The organism is Pseudomonas sp. S150 (genome assembly GCF_004526365.1).
Classification (GTDB): domain Bacteria; phylum Pseudomonadota; class Gammaproteobacteria; order Pseudomonadales; family Pseudomonadaceae; genus Aquipseudomonas; species Aquipseudomonas putida_A.
Genome location: NZ_CP038207.1, coordinates 3,341,757 through 3,358,981 on the forward strand (window position 1 = coordinate 3,341,757; position 17,225 = coordinate 3,358,981).

Consider the following 17,225-nt stretch of genomic DNA (forward strand, 5'->3'; position numbering starts at 1 on the left):
GCTGGCGGTTGGTTAAAAGGTGTGTTCGGGGCCGGGGAAGGTGCCGGCCTGTACGTCGTCGGCGAAGTCTCTGGCCGCCGTTTGCAGGACGCTGCGCAGGTCGGCGTACTGTTTGACGAAGCGCGGCAGACGTCCCTGGCGCAGGCCGGCCATGTCTTGCCAGACCAGCACTTGCGCGTCGCACTGATTGCCGGCGCCGATGCCCACAGTGGGGATCGCCACCGCTTGAGTGATCGCTGCGCCAACGTCGCCGGGCACCATTTCGATCAGCAGGGCGAACGCGCCGGCGGCTTCCAGCGCTTTGGCGCTGTCGATCAGGCGCTGCCCGTCTTCGCCCCGACCTTGTACACGATAGCCGCCCAATTGATGTTCCATCTGCGGGGTGAAACCGATGTGGGCCATGACCGGGATGCCCGAGACGCTGAGCTTGGCGATGTGTGGCAGCAATTCGACACCGCCCTCGATCTTCACCGCATGGGCGCCAGCCTCCTTCATGAAACGCACGGCGGTTTGCAGGCATTGTTCGGGTGAAACCTGGTACGAGCCGAAGGGCAGGTCGGCGATGACCAAGGCCCGCCGGGTTGATCGGGTGACGGCGCGCACCAGCGGGAGCAGTTCGTCGACGGTCACGGCCAAGGTCGAGTCGTTGCCAAACACGTTGTTGGACGCTGAGTCGCCGACCAGCAGGACGGGAATGCCGGCGTCCTCGAAAATTACTGCGCTGTACATGTCGTACGCGGTCAGCATCGCCCATTTGCGCCCTTCGACTTTCATCTGTTTGAGCTGCGGGATGCGCAGGCGTGTTGCCGGCTTGGTTAGGGCAGTGGTGTCGTAGGGTGAGGTGTGTTCGGTCATTGGCAGATCTCGTCAGGAGGAAGAATCAGGCGTGCAGCTGTTCGATCAGCAGCCCCAGCGCAATCGCAATCATGATCAGCCCTGAAACTCGACTGACCCTGCGTGCCGCTGCAGGCCGGGCGCGCAGTACCACCTGTGAGCCAAACCCGACCAGCAGATAGATCACCGCGCAACTGGCGGTATGCACCAGGCCGAGCGCGACCATTTGCAGCGGCACGGGCCACGGCGCGCCGGCGTCGGTGAATTGCGGCAACAGGGCGAGAAACAGCAAGAACACTTTCGGGTTGAGCCCGCTCACGCAAAGACCCTTCAAGGCCCAGCGCGCCCATGAGTCGCTGGTCTGGCTCGCTGCGGCGTGCGGAGTGGAAGGGCGGGCGAACAGATTGGCGCCCAGCCACAGCAGGTAACCGGCGCCGGCTACGGTCAGTGCTGTCAGGGCCAGCGGATGTCCGGCGATCAGCGTGCCTACCCCGGCCGCCACAATCAGCGTCGCGAGTAAGTGCCCGGACAGCAGACCGCCCACGGCGGGGAGTACGACGCGGTGCTTCAAGCCTGCGGAAATCGCGTAGGCCCAGTCGGCGCCGGGGGTGATCACAAACAGAATCGATACCGCCCAGAAAGCGGCGAATACGCTGAAGGTCATGGCGTCACCCATGGCCGTTGACGTGGCGTTGCTTTGCTCATGTTGGTTTTCCATCAATCAAGTGCCGCGCCGGTTGCAGCGGTGCGGCAGTTTTTGGTTGAGGGAGAATAAGCAAACTCGGCTAGAATATTTTTCCAAAGATGCTCGTCATGGCGCATCAGATTAGAAGGTTTTATTGCGTGGACAGAACTGATCGGAAGATTCTTGCTGAGCTGCAAAAGGATGGTCGGCTGTCGGTCACCGAACTGGCCGATCGCGTGGGCCTGAGCCTTTCACCCTGCCACCGCCGCGTGCGGGCGCTGGAAGAGTCCGGGGTGCTGCTCGGCTACCGGGCAAAACTCGACCCCGCCGCACTGGGCCTGAACTTTTCCGCGATGGTCTTCGCCACGTTGCGCGAAGGCGACCGGCAAGCGGTGGAGGCGTTCGAGGCGGCGCTGGTGGAGATTCCGCAGGTGGTGGATGCGCAACGGTTGTTCGGCGAACCGGATTATTTGCTGCACGTCATCGCTCAGGATTTGCCAGCGTTTCAGCGCCTGTATGACGAGTGCCTTTCGACTTTGCCGAATGTGCAGCGGCTGACCTCGACGCTGGTGATGAAGCGCGTGGTGCAGGATCGACCGTTGCCGTTGTAAACAGAGTGATACGATCGGGGCGTGCCTCCCACGCCACAGAGCAGAATCGTCCACCATGAAACCCAGTTTCGAAAAAATCCCCACCGAAGCCACTGCCTCCTGGACGCTGCTGAACCGGCGCCTGCCAGGGGCAATTCCGTTTGAGTGGCACCACCACCCCGAGTACGAACTGACGCTGACCTTGAACAGTCGTGGCCATCGCTATATCGGCAATGACGTCGCGGCTTACGATGACGGCGATCTGATTCTGGTCGGGCCGAATGTGCCGCATAGCTGGTCGTCGGCGGAGCGGGTCGACGCCGGGCAACCGCATGTGGCGTTGGTGATCTGGTTTTCGGCGGCGTGGGCGGAGTCGCTGGTGACGTTGTTTCCGGAGATGGGGTCGCTGCGGCAATTACTTGTGGCGGCGCGGCAGGCGTTGAGTTTCAGTGCGGCAGCGTCGCGGGAGATTCGGCCGCTGATCGAGGCGATGGTTGAGCAGGAGCCGGCCGAGCGTTTGATCGCGCTGTTGACCGTGTTGAGCAAACTGACGCGGGACGTCGATGCCAGGCGAATCCTCTCTGCGTCGGACTCGCAGGCTGGCAGCCAGATTGTTGAAGACCCGCGCATCCACCGGGTTCTGGATTATTTGCATGGTCACTACGCCCAGGCCATCAGCATTCCAGCGTTGGCCGTGATGGCGTGCGTCAGTGTGTCGGCGTTCCATCGGATGTTCCGCCGTCATACGCGCTGCACGGCGTTGGACTACATCGTACGGCTAAGAGTCGGACACGCCTGTGCGTTGTTGATGCAGGGGAATACGACGGTTTCGCTGATTGCCGACGAAGTAGGGTACTCGTCGCTGGCGCTGTTCAATCGGCAGTTCAAGGCGTTGAAGGGGCTGACGCCTTCGGAGTTTCGTCGTCAGCACGGTCATCACTTTCAGTAAGCAGCGCGCCGCTACAACGCCACAATCGTATTACTTGACGCGGCAAATCAGGCTGCCGCCGACACCATCGGAAGTGGTCCCATACCTGCACCAACAACAAGGTCTGCAGGTCCCCCGATGAGCAAATACCAGGCATTCGAGAGCGCAACGCTTCCGGAGAATTACCGCGAAAGTATCGTCAAAATGAAACGCACCTTGCGCGCGCAGATCGGCGATGTGCAGGGGCTGTTTGCCGAGGTCAGTGAGTTTATTGCCGGCGAGATTGCGTCGATCAAAGCCCAGGAGGCGCAGACCGGGTCGGGCTGGCCGGTGCTGGAGTTCGCTGACATCGCCGCTGGCACAGTGACTGCCGAGCAACTGGCGTTGATCAAGCGTCGCGGTTGCGTGGTGATCCGCAATCACTTCCCCCGCGAGCAGGTGTTGCAGTGGGACCAGGGGTTACTGGATTACCTCGACAAGAACCGGTTCGATGCGTTTTACCGTGGGCCGGCCGACCAGTTTTTCGGCAATCTTGAGGCGTCGCGGCCGGAGATTTTTCCGATCTATTGGTCGGCGGCGCAAATGCAGTTGCGCCAGCATGAGCGGATGGGCACGGCGCAGGCGTTTCTCAATCGGTTGTGGAAGACTCATTCGCACGGTCAGGACTGGTTCAATCCGGACATCAACGCGCTGTATCCGGATCGGGTACGTCGGCGTCCGCCGGGCACGCACTCGAAAGGCCTTGGCCCGCACACCGATTCCGGGGCGCTGGAGCGCTGGCTGCATCCGGCGTATTTGAAGGTCTTCGACAAAATCTACAGCAACGACTTCGCGGCCTACGACCCGTGGGATGCGGCGTTTCGTACCGAGGTGGATGAATACGCCTACAAGGACACGGTGAAGTGTTCGGCGTTTCGCACGTTTCAGGGCTGGACTGCGCTGTCGGACATGCAGGCCGATCAAGGCGTGCTGCACACCCTGCCGATCCCCACGGCGATGGCGTACCTGCTGCTGCGGCCGCTGCTCGATGACGTGCCCGAAGACGAGTTGTGTGGGGTGGCGCCGGGCAAGGTGCTGCCGGTATCGCGGCAATGGCATCCGCTGCTTATCGAGGGGCTAAGTCCGATTCCGGATGTGCAGGCCGGCGATTCGGTTTGGTGGCATTGCGATGTGATCCATAGCGTCGCGCCGGTGGAGAATCAGCAGGGCTGGGGCAACGTGATGTACGTGCCGGCGGCGCCGATGTGTGCGAAGAATCTGCGCTATGCGCGGGATGTGTTCAGGGCGTTTGAGCAGGGGGCGTCGCCGGATGATTTTCCGCGGGAGGATTATGAGCGGGCGTGGGTGGAGCGTTTTCCGGTGGAGCGTCTGAATTCGATGGGGCGTGCGGGGCTTGGGTTGGAGTAGGTGAGTTTGGGGTTTGGGGCCGATTCGCGGCCCATCGGGACGGTGCGACGTATCGCTAAACCTCTCGCCATGGGTTTTGTGTTGTCTGGTCGCTGGCGGTCGTCTCGGGTTCTTTGTTGACTGGGCTGGCGCCATCGCGAGCAGGCTCACTCCTACAGGTTTTGCGCCCGCCACAACATTCGTGAGCACTGCAAAATCCACTGTAGGAGTGAGCCTGCTCGCGAAAAGGGCACCCACGGTGTCTGGACTTATTCATCACCATTCTGGACACAGTGTTTGTCCAGCCGACCGATTTTTGCCGTGCGCTTGAACCCCTAACATCGTCTCCACTCCGTGAACAAACACGGTTCCCCACGAGACGGTGAACATCATGAAACTTGCAAAAATCGCTCTTCTTCTGGCCCTAGGCGGTATCGGCGCGCAAGCCTTTGCGGCGGATGAAACCGCACAAGTCGAGGCGTACAACTCCGCCAGCCAACTCGACATCGCTCACGTGGTGTCGATCTCCGACACTGCCAATCAGTGCGGCGCGGTGCCGGTGCAGATGACTTATGACGACTCAACCGGCGCGCAACACGTCGTGCAATACCAAGTGATGGGCAGCGGTTGCTCTAACGGTTAATGGTCGATGCCGGTGCTGGAGGGTCGACACTCCAGGTCTGCGGCACTAAGCATCAGCGAGTTGCTTGGCCCCAGCCATGTCTTCATCCGATGCCAACAGTTGCGGGATGGCGGTTTTCAGGAACTCCACCCAGGTCTTGATTTTGGCGTCGACGAATTTGCGCGACGGGTAGATCGCGAACAGGTTGTATTCCTCCAGGCGGTACTGCGGCAGTACCCGCACCAGTGTGCCTCCGACCAATCCTTCGACGGCTGATGCCAGCGGCTGAATGCCGATGCCCATGCCATTTCTGATCGCCGTGGCCATGCCGTCGGCGGTGTTGATGTGGAAAGGGGAGTCGGGGATATTCTGGGTTTCCATGCCTTGAGGCCCTTCGAACACCCAGTTGTCTGCGGGCATCACCGTGTTGACGATGCGCAGGCAGTCGTGCGCGGCGAGGTCGGCGGGTGTGGCGGGGTGGCCGTGTTTGGCCAGGTACGCCGGCGAGGCGCAGAGGATGCTGTAAGTGCTGCCCAGGCGTTGCGCGACGAAACCGGAATCCGGCAGGTCGCGGGCGAGGACGATCGACATGTCGTAGCTTTCTTCGAGCAGGTCGGGCAGGCGATTGCTCAGGGTCAGATCGAACATCACCGTGGGGTGAATCTCGCGGTAACGGGCGATTGCATTGATCACGTAGTGGTTGCCGATGGCGGCCATGGCGTGGATCTTCAGACGCCCGACCGGCAAGGTCTGGGCGGTGCCGGCTTCTTCATCGGCTTCGCGCAGGTCATCGAGGATTTTTTCGGCGCGCTGCAAATAACGCACGCCGGCTTCGGTCAGGGCGAGGCGGCGAGTGGTGCGGTTGATCAGGCGCGTGTGCAGCCGGGCTTCGAGGCTGGAGACGGCTTTGGAGACGTTGGTCGTGGTGGTGTCGAGCACGTCGGCCGCAGCGGTGAAGCTGCCGCTCTGGGCCACGGCGACGAAGCAGCGCAGGGTCTGAATAACGTCCATCGTTGTGCTTGGCTCTGTGGCTGGGATGGCCATTCTAGGGTTTGCCGTGGGTGGTGGTGCAAATGTTTGCGAATGAGGGCGGGCGCATGGCGGGTGAAGGGCTTGAAGACATTCTGGCGCCGGGGCTTTCGGTGGTGTTCTGCGGGATCAATCCGGGATTGCTCGCGGCGGCGCAGGGGCATCATTTTGCCGGGCGCAGTAATCGCTTCTGGCGCACCTTGCACTTGGCCGGGTTCACCCCGCATGAGGTGCCGGCGGAGGAGGATCGAAGCATCCTGCAATTTGGCTGCGGCTTGACGGCGGTGGTCGATCGGCCGACGGCGCGGGCGGATCAATTGGCGGCGCAAGAGTTCGCCGCTGCCGCCCAGGGCTTTGAGCAGAAAATCAGCAGCCATGCGCCGCGCTATGTGGCGTTTCTCGGCAAGTCTGCGTATGCGGCGTTGTCGGGGCAGAAGGTGGTGGCGTGGGGGCCGCAGGCAAGGACCTTCGGCGGCGCGCACGTGTGGGTGTTGCCGAACCCGAGCGGGAGGAACCTCGCGTTCAATCTTCAGCAGTTGGTCGACGCTTATCGTCAACTGCAAGTGGCGTCGTCAGCGTCGAAAATCTAAACATCACCACTGCGCAAAAAGTTGCGCAGTTGTTTCACGGATTTCACCCGAGAATCTACTTCAAACCCTTATAAACCGTGCCCTCCAGCCAAGTGCGCAAGAAGTTGCACAGTACTGCGCAACTTCTTGCGCACTTTTTTCTGTTTATCGAAATTTTAAACGCCTAAACACAAAGGCATTGCCGCCAACCCCTTGATCCATAATGGCTAGGTGATGGCTGGCACGGAGTTTGATCTCTGAGCAGGCACCCGGACAGGCAATGGTGCCTGTCGGTTGTGTATTTTCAGGGTAGAAGAGCATCCCCATGGCCTAAAACAGGGTGGGCATACATCATCGTATTCAAAATGTATGAAAACCAAGCTGGGGATCTGATCAATGCAAAAGCCTGAAGCTGTTTATCCGGACGAAGCGCAGAAAGAAATCTGTAGTAAATATGGAATGCCTGTGCAACCGCCTGAAGAGCTGGTTGCGGTTGCTATCGAATCGCTTGGCCAGTCGCCTATCTACGGCACAAGAGTGCAATTGCCTACGGACGGCAATATCAGTTGGTTCATTCACTGCGGTGAGTACTCGGCGGCGGATGATTTTTACAAGCCTGTCCATGTTCACCACCTGAGTGAAATGCTGCCCCAGACTGTGAATTATCTTTGTTTGCCCACCGGCGCAAATTTCATCATCGATACAGCTGGCTATGGAGATGTCTGGATGGCCGATTAAGAAATATTGAAGCCGTTTGACCACCGGTTCCACGTTGTAATTGATCTCGTGAATCAAGATTGGAAGATCAGAGGCTGGGTCAAAGGGCTGACAACATGAAGTCGCAATTGATCGCGTTCTCGTGGTTTGAAAATGACCTGATATCACTCTTCAATACTATTTAAAGGACTAAACATGAAAAACACCGCTGTGATCCTCGCACTGGCTGCCACTTTAGGCGCCTCTTCCCTGGCCCGTGCAGAAGCACCAGATCCCGCTACCCTGAAAAGCATGTATGACAGCGGTCGCAACATGTCGGGCCTGATCAAGCATTGCGTCGACAAGGGCTACCTGAAAGCGGATAGCACTGAAAACGCCAACAAGATGGTGGCATTCGTTGCGAATATGCCGGGCGAGTTCGACAAGGCCGATGGCGACAAGAACGAAGGTCGCGGTCGCAAGGGCGAAGTGTTGGCCGACGGTCAATACAAGAGCCTGGAAGGCAACCTGCCGCCGGATCTGAGCCTCAAGCAATGGTGCGAGCAAGCGGATCAAGGGATGCGTGAGGGGCTCAAGCAAATCGGCTTGTAAACCACATCGAAGAGAACACTTGCCATGAAATCCAAAATACCACCCATCGATGCTTCGGCACTCATCGACGCTCGAATCGCTGAACTGGACGATTGGCGCGGAGCGATCCTCGGCGAGATTCGCAAGGTCATGCACCAGGCCGATCCCGAGGTGGTGGAGGAGTGGAAGTGGCGCGGTGTTCCGGTGTGGTCACGGGGCGGGATCATTTGCACCGGGGAGACTTACAAGGCGGCGGTGAAGATGACCTTCGCCAAGGGCGCGGCGCTGGCTGATCCTGCGGGGTTGTTCAACGCCAGCCTTGAGGGCAACACCCGCCGGGCGATTGATTTTCACGAGGGCGACCCGGTCGATGAGCGGGCCTTGCAAGCGCTGATTCGCGAGGCGATTGCGCTGAATTTTTCGAAGTGAATCGTTGCGCTTGCCTTGGGTCAGAAATAACTGGCTGTTTTAAAACAAATTTTTTTGCACTCAGGGCTTCCCAGATCAAAAAAAGGTTGGTAAATTGCGGCCCATTCTCGCAGAGCTTGTTACAGAGCTTGAGATACAGGGGCGTCGCCAAGCGGTAAGGCAGCAGGTTTTGATCCTGCCATGCGTTGGTTCGAATCCAGCCGCCCCTGCCATATTCAGAAAAAACGCCAGTCCGAAAGGGCTGGCGTTTTTTTATGCGCGCGATTTGTGGCTGGGGCTGACAGTTGCCTGAGCCGGAGCGGGGGACTGATGTAAACTGCCCGCGCGAAAGTCCCGGCGCGTTGTTGGCCGGCGACCCTCAATCTCTCCAGACAAGAGACTTTCATGGCTAATCAAGACCTCAGCTTCACCCCTGATCCGGATGCAGATTCGATTTCCTCCGACGTCGTCGGTTTCAACGGCATTCTGGTTTCGACCCAGATCCCGACCCGCGCCGACGGCAGTCTGGAGCTGGGCGACATCACCCAGCAAAGCGAATGCACCCTGCAGGCGCTGAAAGTGGCGCTGGAGCGGGCCGGCAGTTCGATGGATCGCGTCATGCACTTGACCATCTACCTCACCGATATGGCCGACCGTGCGGCGTTCAACGAAGTCTACAAGCGCTTCTTCGCCAAGCCATGGCCGGTGCGCGCCGCGGTGGGCGTGGCGTCGCTGGCGGTGGAAGGCATGCGCGTGGAAGTCACCGCGATGGCTGCCAAGGCCTGACCGCCCCCTGTAGGAGTGAGCCTGCTCGCGATAGCGGTAAATCAGCCACCATCAACGTTGACTGTGCCACCATCATCGCGAGCAGGCTCACTCCTACAGGAGACTCTCGTGTCGGATTGGAGCGAGGTCATCTGCCACTTGGCAGCACAGGCGTGCCGCTCGGGCGTTTCGCGGCTACAATGCGCGCCTTAACCGTGACAGCCTGACTAAAAAAACTATGTCCTTGCCCAAGCATCATCTGGAATTGCTCAGCCCCGCCCGTGACGTGGCGATTGCCCGCGAGGCGATCCTGCACGGCGCCGATGCCGTGTACATCGGTGGCCCGAGCTTCGGCGCGCGCCACAACGCCTGCAACGAGGTGAGCGAAATCGCCGAGCTGGTGGAGTTTGCCCGCCGTTATCACGCGCGCATTTTCACCACCATCAACACCATCCTGCACGACAACGAACTGGAGCCGGCGCGCAAGCTGATCCACCAGTTGTACGACGCCGGTGTCGACGCGCTGATCGTCCAGGATCTGGGCGTGATGGAACTGGACATCCCGCCGATCGAGCTGCATGCCAGTACCCAGACTGACATCCGCACGCTGGAGCGGGCGAAGTTCCTTGATCAGGCCGGTTTCTCGCAACTGGTACTGGCCCGCGAGCTGAACCTGAAAGAAATCCGCGCCATCGCCGACGAAACCGATGCCGCCATCGAGTTCTTCATTCACGGCGCACTGTGCGTGGCGTTCTCCGGGCAGTGCAACATTTCCCACGCGCAGACCGGGCGCAGCGCCAACCGTGGCGACTGCTCGCAGGCCTGCCGTTTGCCGTACACCCTGAAAGACGAAAAGGGTGGGGTGATCGCCTACGAAAAACACCTGCTGTCGATGAAGGACAACAACCAGAGCGCCAACATTCGCGCGCTGGTCGAAGCCGGTGTGCGCTCGTTCAAGATCGAAGGTCGCTACAAGGACATGGGCTATGTGAAGAACATCACCGCCTATTACCGCCAGCGCCTTGACGACGTGCTCGAAGACCGCCCGGACCTGGCTCGCGCCTCCAGCGGCCGTACCGCGCACTTCTTCCTGCCGGACCCGGAAAAGACTTTCCACCGTGGCAGCACCGACTACTTCGTCACCGATCGCAAGATCGACATCGGCGCGTTCGATTCGCCGACCTTCACCGGTCTGCCAGTGGGCACCGTCGAGAAAGTCGGCAAGCGTGACATCCAGGTGGTGACGCAGGAACCGCTGTCCAACGGCGATGGCCTCAACGTGCTGGTCAAGCGTGAAGTCGTGGGTTTCCGCGCCAACATCGCCGAGCCAAAGGGCGAGTTCGAAGAAGACGGCGAGAAGCGCTATCGCTACCGCGTCGAGCCGAACGAAATGCCCGAAGGCCTGTACAAGCTGCGGCCGAATCATCCGCTGAACCGCAATCTCGACCACAACTGGCAACAGGCGCTGCAGAAGACCTCTGCCGAGCGTCGTATCGCATTGAGCTGGGTCGCGCGTCTGCGTGAAGAACAGCTGGAAGTGACCGCGACCAGTGAAGAGGGGATCAGTGCCAGCGTGACCCTCAACGGTCCGTTCGGTGTGGCCAACAAGCCGGAACAGGCGCTGGAGCAATTGCAGGATCTGCTCGGTCAGCTCGGTACCACCCAGTACCACGCCACCGACATCAAGCTCGATGCACCGCAGGCGTTCTTCATTCCGAACTCGCAGCTCAAGGCCTTGCGCCGTGAAGTCATCGAAGCCCTGACGGCCGCCCGTGTCGCGGCGCATCCGCGTGGCAGCCGCAAGGCTGAAACCACGCCACCGCCGGTGTACCCGGAGTCGCACCTGTCGTTCCTGGCCAACGTCTACAACCAGAAGGCGCGCGACTTCTATCACCGTCATGGCGTGAAGCTGATCGATGCGGCCTACGAGGCGCACGAAGAGGCCGGTGAAGTGCCGGTGATGATCACCAAGCACTGCCTGCGTTTCTCGTTCAACCTGTGCCCGAAACAGGCCAAGGGCGTGACCGGTGTGCGCACCAAGGTCGCGCCGATGCAGCTGATTCACGGCGACGAAGTGCTGACCCTGAAGTTCGACTGCAAGCCGTGCGAGATGCACATCATCGGCAAGATGAAAGGCCACATCCTCAACATGCCGCAACCGGGCAGCGTGGTTGGCCACATCAGCCCGGAAGACCTGCTGAAAACCATCCCGCGCGCGCCACACTGAGTGACGGGCGGGCGTGGCGCTACGGTGTCACGCCTGCTCGGGCTCTCGCTCCGCCAGCTCTTCGAGCAGGTCGGCTGACGGCACAAAGAACAGCCCCCCGGTGACTGCCGTGCTGAAGTCCAGCAAACGGTCGTAGTTGCCGACGGGTTTGCCGACAAACATGTTCTCCAGCATCTGCTCGATCGGTTCCGGCGAGCGCGCGTAACCGATGAAATAGGTGCCGAACTCGCCAACCCCCGGACGACCGAACGGCATGTTGTCGCGCAGGATCTTCTGCTCCTGACCGTCCTTGGTGATGGTGGTCAGGGCGCTGTGGGAGTTGCTCGGCTTGACCTCTTCACCGAGTTCGATGTCGGCCAGCTTGGTGCGGCCGATCACCTTCTCCTGAGCCTCGACGCTCAATGCATTCCACGCCTCCATCTTGTGCAGGTACTTCTGCACCAGCACATAACTGCCGGATTCGAACGCCGGGTCTTCGTTGCCGATCAGGGTGAAATGGCCTGCCTTGCGGCCCACCGGGTTCTCGGTTCCATCGACAAAACCGATGATGCTGCGCATGTCGAAGTAGCGGAAACCCTGCACCTCATCCACCACCGTGATCGCGCCATTGAGTGCGCTGCACAGCTGCGTTGCCAGTTCGAAACACAGGTCCATCTGATCGGCACGGATGTGCAGCAGGATGTCGCCCGGGGTCGCCACGGCACGGCGGCCCTCGACGCCGAATTCGCGGAATGGATGCAGTGAGGCCGGGCGCGGACTACCGAACAGGGCGTCCCAGGCGCTGGCGCTGAACCCGCAGACACACGACAGGTTGCCGCTGGGCACGCGTTTGCCAACCGAACGGGTGAGGGCGGCGATGTCGCCGCACCAGCCGCGCACCTGACTGGCGGCGTCGCTGCCAGGCAGCAGCGTGGCGACGATGAAAATCGCGCTGCTGGTGATCGGGTTGCAGATTGCTTGTGGCTCGGGTGTCTGGGTATCCATTGATGAAGTCATAGTCGGTTCCATATGCGCGGGGCCAAGGTCGGCGCTCAGTATGAAACCAAAAACGTTTCATCGATATCTCAGAAGCGACCGAGTCGATAGGCATCCAGTGCCGGCAAGCCGGAGTTCGCTGAGGGTGACACCAGATGCGCGACCATCTCTGCGGTAATCGCAGCTTGAGTCAGCCCCAGATGCTGATGACCGAACGCGAGCAGTACCTTGCCGTCGCAGACCTTGTCGATGATCGGCAGCGAGTCCGGCAGCGACGGACGAAAGCCCATCCACGGCGTCGCGTCTTCAGCGTTCAAATCACGGCGGAATAAGCCCTTGCTCAAACGGTGTAACTGCCAGGCGCGTTCCATAAACGGCGGGCGCTCCAGACCGGCGAACTCAACGGTGCCGGCCAGGCGCAAGCCGCCGGCCATCGGCGTCATGATGAACTTGCGCTCCAGCGACGTGACGGCGAACGGCAGGCGTCCTTGCTCATGCGGCAACATCAGGTGATAGCCGCGTTCGGTGTCCAGCGGCACGCGTTTACCGGTCAGTGCAGTGGTGAGCTTCGCCGAATGCGCGCCACAGGCGATCAGCACCTGCCGCGCGGTGAAACGTCCCTGATCGGTGATCAGCGACACGCCATGCGCCTGCAACTGGCCGCCCTGAACCTCCTGCTGGAAGAACTGCACGCCGGCCGTTTTGGCCGCGCTCACCAGTTCACATACCACCTGATACGGGTCGAGAAAATGCCCGGTGCGTGGGTAGAACAACCCGCCCTGAACCTGTTCGCTGAGCTGCGGCGCGCTTTCCCGCGCGGCGCTGGCCGACCAGAAGTCTACCGGTACCTGTTGCTGACGCATGCGCGCCTGCAAGGCTTCGACGGCGGGTCGCGATTCGGCGCGCTCGAACACCAGCAGCGAGCCGTCCTCCTTGAGCAGGTCGGGGTGGGCGATGCTGTGCAGCAGGCGCTTCCAGGCGTCGAGGCTGCTTTCGTTGAGCGCGCGCAAACCGGCCACGGTGCGCTGAAACGGCGCCGGGCGCAGGTTCAGCAGTAATCGGCTGAACCACGGCAAAGCGCGCGGCAGGTACTTCCAGTCCAGGCGCAGCGGCCCCATCGGGTCCATCAGCATTGCCGGCAGGCGCTTGAGGATCGACGCATCGGCAATCGGAAACACCTGCTCGGTGGCCAGATGCCCGGCGTTGCCGAACGAGGCGCCATGACCGGGCGGCTGCTTGTCGATGACCACCACCCGTTTACCCTGACGCGCCAGTTGCAGAGCGCAGGCGACGCCGATGATGCCGGCGCCGATCACCGCGATGTCGGCGTTGTCCGCTGTGAGGTTGTCGGGCATGTTCAGGCTTCCCTCTGGCCGTCGAGCAAGCGCCGTAATTGCAGCGAATTTGCCTGTTTCAGCGGCGGCGGCAGCAGGCTGTCGGGAAAATCCTGATAACACACCGGCCGCAGGAAGCGCAGGATCGCCGCCGTGCCGACCGAGGTGCTGCGCGAGTCCGACGTGGCCGGGAACGGCCCGCCATGCACCATCGCATCGCACACTTCGACCCCGGTCGGCCAGCCGTTGACCAGCAGACGTCCGGCCTTGCGCTCCAGTGTCGGCAACAAGGCCCGGGCTTGATCCAGATCGGCGTCATCCAGGTGCAGGGTGGCGGTCAACTGGCCTTCGAGGTGTTCGCAGATCTGACGGATTTCATCGTCGTTGGCGCACTGTACGAACAGTGATGCGGCACCAAAGATTTCACCTTGCAGGCGTGCGTCGGCGAGGAAGTCCTGCGCCTGAGTCATGAACAATTGCGTCTGGCACTGGTTCGGGCCTTCAGCCGCTAGACCGCTCGCCACGTGTTGCGCCTGCGGATGTTCGGCCAACGCGGCGACGGCGCTTGCATAGGCGCGGAAAATCCCCGGCGTGAGCATGGTCTGCGCCGGGCTGCGCTGGACCCCTTCGGCGGCGGTGGCGATGAAACTGTCCAGCGCCGGCCCTTGGTGAGCGATGACCAGCCCGGGATTGGTACAGAACTGCCCGGCACCCTGAGTCAGCGAGGCGACAAAACCCTGCGCCAACGCCTCACCGCGAGCGGCAAGCGCTGCGGGAAACAGCAGCACCGGATTGATCGAGCTCATTTCCGCGTACACCGGAATCGGCTCCGGCCGTGCCTGCGCCGCTTGGCTCAGGGCGAGGCCGCCACTGCGCGAGCCGGTGAAGCCCGCAGCCTTGATGCGCCAATCGCTGACCAACGCAATGCCCACTTCATTGCCCGAACCGAACAGCAGCGAAAACACGCCTTCAGGCAAACCGCATTTTTTCACCGCGCGAGCCAGCGCCTGGCCGACCAGTTCACTGGTGCCGGGATGTGCGCTATGCGCCTTGACGATCACCGGGCAACCGGCGGCCAATGCCGAAGCGGTGTCGCCGCCGGCCACCGAGAACGCCAGCGGAAAGTTGCTGGCGCCGAACACGGCCACTGGCCCCAGCGCGATCTGCCGCTGGCGCAAATCAGAACGTGGCAGCGGCTGGCGCTGTGGTTGTGATTGATCGACGCGAACGTCCAGCCACTCGCCAGCACGCACTGTGCGGGCAAAGGTGCGCAGTTGCCCGCAGGTGCGTCCGCGTTCGCCCTGGATACGGGCGCGTGGCAGGCCGGTTTCGGCCACGGCACGGTCGATCAGCGCATCGCCAAGGGCTTCGATCTCATTGGCGATGGTTTCGAGAAATTCGGCGCGAGCTTTGAGGGAGGTCTCGCGATAACGATCAAAGGCTTGCCACGCCAGTGCGCAGGCCTGTTCGACATGTTCTGCAGTGCCACCGGCGTAGGCCGGTTGCAGCACCGCGTCGGTGGCGGGATTGATCGCGCGGATCGCTTCTCGGCTGCCGGCAATGGCTTGGCCGCCGATCAGCATGTGGCCTGTCAGAGTCATGACGCTTCCTTGATAAAAGAGGTGAAGCCCCGGCATCACACCGGGGCAGGGACTGCGATCAGGCGAGGTTCTGTTCGGCGGACCAGTTTTTGTACCACTGGCGGAACAGCGCGTACTGGGTCTCGGCGTAACGGCGCTGGGCATCGCTCAAGGCGTCGGTTTCGTTGAAGTGCAGGGCGTACTCATGGTCGCCGTTGAGCACCATCAGGTGCTTGTAATACAGCACCAGATCGCAGCCTTCATCGAACGACGACAACACTGCCAGCGCCGCTTCCAGTTCGCGCGCCAGACGTCGGGCCTTGGCATCGCCCTTGGCCGCTTGCTTGCTCAGCGCCACCAATTGCAGCACTTCGCGGGGCAGGGCGTTGCCGATGCCGGTGATCGCGCCAGTGGCGTTGCAGTTGACGAAACCGTGCACCACTTGGGTATCGACACCGACCATCAGGGTCACGGCATCGTCCTGCGAGGTGATGTTTTCGGCGGCGTAGCGCAAGTCGGCGCCACCGCCGAACTCCTTGAAGCCGATCAGGTTCGGGTGTTCACGGCGCAGTTCGAAGAACAGCTCGGCGCGGGTGGCGAAGCCGTAGTAGGGACTGTTGTAGATCACCGCCGGCAGGTTCGGCGCGGCGTTGAGGATCGCGGCGAAGTGGGCTTTTTGCGCGGTGGCCGAAGCACCACGGGACAAGACGCGCGGAATCACCATCAGGCCATGGGCACCGACTTTCGCCGCATGTGCAGCGTGGGACACCGCTTCACGGCTGTTGACCGCGCCAGTGCCGACGATGGTCGGAACCCCGGCGGCCACCAGACGCGCTACGCCTTCCTGACGCTCAGCCTCGGTCAGCAGCGGCCAGTCGCCCATCGAGCCGCAGTAAACCACCGCGCTCATGCCGATATCGATCAGCTCGCGACCCTTGGCCACCAGGGCGTCGAAGTCGGGTTTACGCGCGGCGGTGCACGGAGTCATCAGCGCGGGAATGCAGCCAGTGAAGATGTTATCGCTCATTGTTGTAGCTCCTCGGGACATTCATTCGGATCGTTAGAAAAGCGGGGCACTCAGATGCCCCAGGCGAAAGGATCCTGCTCGTCGATCAGCAGGGTGGCGTCGGCGGTCATGTAGGCGCGGCCGGTAATGAATGGGCGTACGCGTTCGCCTTGCCATTCGAAGCGCCCTTCGAACTGGCTGCCGGTGATGCTCGCTTGCGTCCAGACCTGGCCTTCGGCGAGTTTGCCGTCGGCGGCCAGGCAGGCCAGTTTGGCGCTGGTGCCGGTGCCGCAGGGCGAGCGGTCGTAGGCCTTCCCCGGGCACATGACGAAGTTGCGGCTGTCGGCGTGGGCGTCGTCGGCAAACAGTTCGACGTGGTCGATCAGCGCGCCGTCCTCACCGTGGATGCCTTGGGCCTCCAGGGCCTTGAGCATCGCCCAGGTGTACTCGGTGAGGGCTTCGACGTTGCTCATCTGCAGGTCCTGGCTGTGTTCGGAAACCAGGAAAAACCAGTTGCCGCCCCAAGCGATATCGCCGGACACGCGACCGTAACCGGGCACATCGACCGGCACCTGTTTGCGGTAGCGCCAGGCGGGGACGTTGCCAAGGGTCACCGCGCCGTCCTCGTGCAGGGTGGCGCTGACCGGGCCGACCGGGGTGTCGATCTTGTGCACGCCCGGTTCGATCTGCCCCAGGTAATGCAGCGAGTTGACCAGGCCGATGGTGCCGTGGCCGCACATGCCGAGGTATCCGGCGTTGTTGAAGAAAATCACCCCGCAAGTGGCGTCCGGCGACACCGGCGCGCAATACAGCGCGCCGACCAGTACGTCGTTGCCACGCGGTTCCAGCAGGCAGGCGCGGCGCCATTGATCGTGGCCTTCGCGCAAGGCATCGCGCTTCTCGGCCATGCTGTTGCCGGGCAGCTCGGGGAAGCCCTTCATCACCAGACGCGTGGGTTCGCCGCCGGTATGGGAATCGATGATGTGCAGTCGTTTCATGG

At 61.6% G+C, this 17,225-nt stretch carries 18 protein-coding genes and 1 tRNA gene; 11 read left to right on the top strand and 8 right to left on the bottom strand.

The window, feature by feature from the left end; genetic code table 11:
- Positions 1 to 12 precede the first annotated feature (12 nt).
- Complete coding sequence (gene panB / locus E3Z29_RS15225; RefSeq protein WP_003224363.1) at positions 13 to 855, bottom strand: 3-methyl-2-oxobutanoate hydroxymethyltransferase; 843 nt, start codon at positions 853 to 855, stop codon at positions 13 to 15.
- Between the two features lie 25 nt (positions 856 to 880).
- The gene (locus E3Z29_RS15230) at positions 881 to 1,498 is read right to left on the bottom strand and encodes a LysE family translocator (protein ID WP_098968506.1); all 618 of its coding nucleotides are present in this window, start codon (positions 1,496 to 1,498) and stop codon (positions 881 to 883) included.
- A gap of 179 nt (positions 1,499 to 1,677) precedes the next feature.
- Between E3Z29_RS15230 and E3Z29_RS15235 the strand changes: the two genes are divergently transcribed.
- The 4 genes from E3Z29_RS15235 (at position 1,678) to E3Z29_RS15250 (ending at position 5,066) form a co-directional block, all read left to right on the top strand.
- A complete protein-coding gene (locus E3Z29_RS15235; protein WP_045122414.1) occupies positions 1,678 to 2,130 on the top strand; it encodes an Lrp/AsnC family transcriptional regulator in 453 nt (150 codons plus the stop codon).
- A gap of 55 nt (positions 2,131 to 2,185) precedes the next feature.
- Positions 2,186 to 3,058, top strand: a complete 873-nt coding sequence (locus E3Z29_RS15240; protein ID WP_134786167.1) for an AraC family transcriptional regulator — start codon at positions 2,186 to 2,188, stop codon at positions 3,056 to 3,058.
- Positions 3,059 to 3,175: 117 nt separating this feature from the next.
- Complete coding sequence (locus E3Z29_RS15245) at positions 3,176 to 4,444, top strand: DUF1479 domain-containing protein (RefSeq protein WP_134786168.1); 1,269 nt, start codon at positions 3,176 to 3,178, stop codon at positions 4,442 to 4,444.
- A 370-nt stretch (positions 4,445 to 4,814) separates the two neighbouring features.
- A complete protein-coding gene (locus tag E3Z29_RS15250; protein ID WP_098968370.1) occupies positions 4,815 to 5,066 on the top strand; it encodes a DUF2790 domain-containing protein in 252 nt (83 codons plus the stop codon).
- 45 nt (positions 5,067 to 5,111) lie between these two features.
- Here the strand turns inward: E3Z29_RS15250 and E3Z29_RS15255 are convergent, their stop codons facing one another.
- Positions 5,112 to 6,056 (bottom strand): LysR family transcriptional regulator, encoded by a 945-nt coding sequence (locus tag E3Z29_RS15255; protein ID WP_134786169.1) that lies wholly within the window; start codon positions 6,054 to 6,056, stop codon positions 5,112 to 5,114.
- Positions 6,057 to 6,142: 86 nt separating this feature from the next.
- On the opposite strand from E3Z29_RS15255, the gene mug reads away from it, so the two are divergent.
- From mug to E3Z29_RS15295, 7 genes are all read left to right on the top strand, one after another.
- Positions 6,143 to 6,664 (top strand): G/U mismatch-specific DNA glycosylase, encoded by a 522-nt coding sequence (gene mug / locus E3Z29_RS15260; RefSeq protein ID WP_134787571.1) that lies wholly within the window; start codon positions 6,143 to 6,145, stop codon positions 6,662 to 6,664.
- 375 nt (positions 6,665 to 7,039) lie between these two features.
- Positions 7,040 to 7,381 carry a hypothetical protein gene (locus E3Z29_RS15265; protein WP_098968373.1) on the top strand — a complete coding sequence of 114 codons (342 nt, stop codon included), beginning with the start codon at positions 7,040 to 7,042 and terminating at the stop codon, positions 7,379 to 7,381.
- A 174-nt stretch (positions 7,382 to 7,555) separates the two neighbouring features.
- A complete protein-coding gene (locus E3Z29_RS15270; protein ID WP_134786170.1) occupies positions 7,556 to 7,951 on the top strand; it encodes a hypothetical protein in 396 nt (131 codons plus the stop codon).
- 24 nt (positions 7,952 to 7,975) lie between these two features.
- Complete coding sequence (locus E3Z29_RS15275; protein ID WP_134786171.1) at positions 7,976 to 8,359, top strand: DUF1801 domain-containing protein; 384 nt, start codon at positions 7,976 to 7,978, stop codon at positions 8,357 to 8,359.
- A 137-nt stretch (positions 8,360 to 8,496) separates the two neighbouring features.
- Positions 8,497 to 8,571, top strand: a tRNA-Gln gene (locus E3Z29_RS15280).
- 172 nt (positions 8,572 to 8,743) lie between these two features.
- Positions 8,744 to 9,124, top strand: a complete 381-nt coding sequence (locus E3Z29_RS15285; RefSeq protein WP_007969250.1) for a RidA family protein — start codon at positions 8,744 to 8,746, stop codon at positions 9,122 to 9,124.
- Positions 9,125 to 9,341: 217 nt separating this feature from the next.
- The gene (locus E3Z29_RS15295; protein ID WP_098968376.1) at positions 9,342 to 11,330 is read left to right on the top strand and encodes a U32 family peptidase; all 1,989 of its coding nucleotides are present in this window, start codon (positions 9,342 to 9,344) and stop codon (positions 11,328 to 11,330) included.
- 27 nt (positions 11,331 to 11,357) lie between these two features.
- Here E3Z29_RS15295 and E3Z29_RS15300 read toward each other — a convergent pair whose 3' ends face one another.
- The 5 genes from E3Z29_RS15300 to E3Z29_RS15320 form a co-directional block, all read right to left on the bottom strand.
- Positions 11,358 to 12,326, bottom strand: a complete 969-nt coding sequence (locus E3Z29_RS15300; protein WP_134786173.1) for a Dyp-type peroxidase — start codon at positions 12,324 to 12,326, stop codon at positions 11,358 to 11,360.
- Between the two features lie 68 nt (positions 12,327 to 12,394).
- Entirely contained in the window at positions 12,395 to 13,660 is a 1,266-nt protein-coding gene (locus E3Z29_RS15305; protein ID WP_134786174.1) for an FAD-dependent oxidoreductase, read from the bottom strand.
- Between the two features lie 2 nt (positions 13,661 to 13,662).
- Complete coding sequence (locus E3Z29_RS15310; RefSeq protein WP_134786175.1) at positions 13,663 to 15,240, bottom strand: aldehyde dehydrogenase (NADP(+)); 1,578 nt, start codon at positions 15,238 to 15,240, stop codon at positions 13,663 to 13,665.
- Positions 15,241 to 15,298: 58 nt separating this feature from the next.
- The gene (locus E3Z29_RS15315) at positions 15,299 to 16,246 is read right to left on the bottom strand and encodes a dihydrodipicolinate synthase family protein (RefSeq protein ID WP_134786176.1); all 948 of its coding nucleotides are present in this window, start codon (positions 16,244 to 16,246) and stop codon (positions 15,299 to 15,301) included.
- Positions 16,247 to 16,296: 50 nt separating this feature from the next.
- Positions 16,297 to 17,223: a 4-hydroxyproline epimerase gene (locus E3Z29_RS15320; RefSeq protein WP_134786177.1), complete on the bottom strand. Its 927-nt coding sequence runs from the start codon at positions 17,221 to 17,223 to the stop codon at positions 16,297 to 16,299.
- Positions 17,224 to 17,225 lie beyond the last annotated feature (2 nt).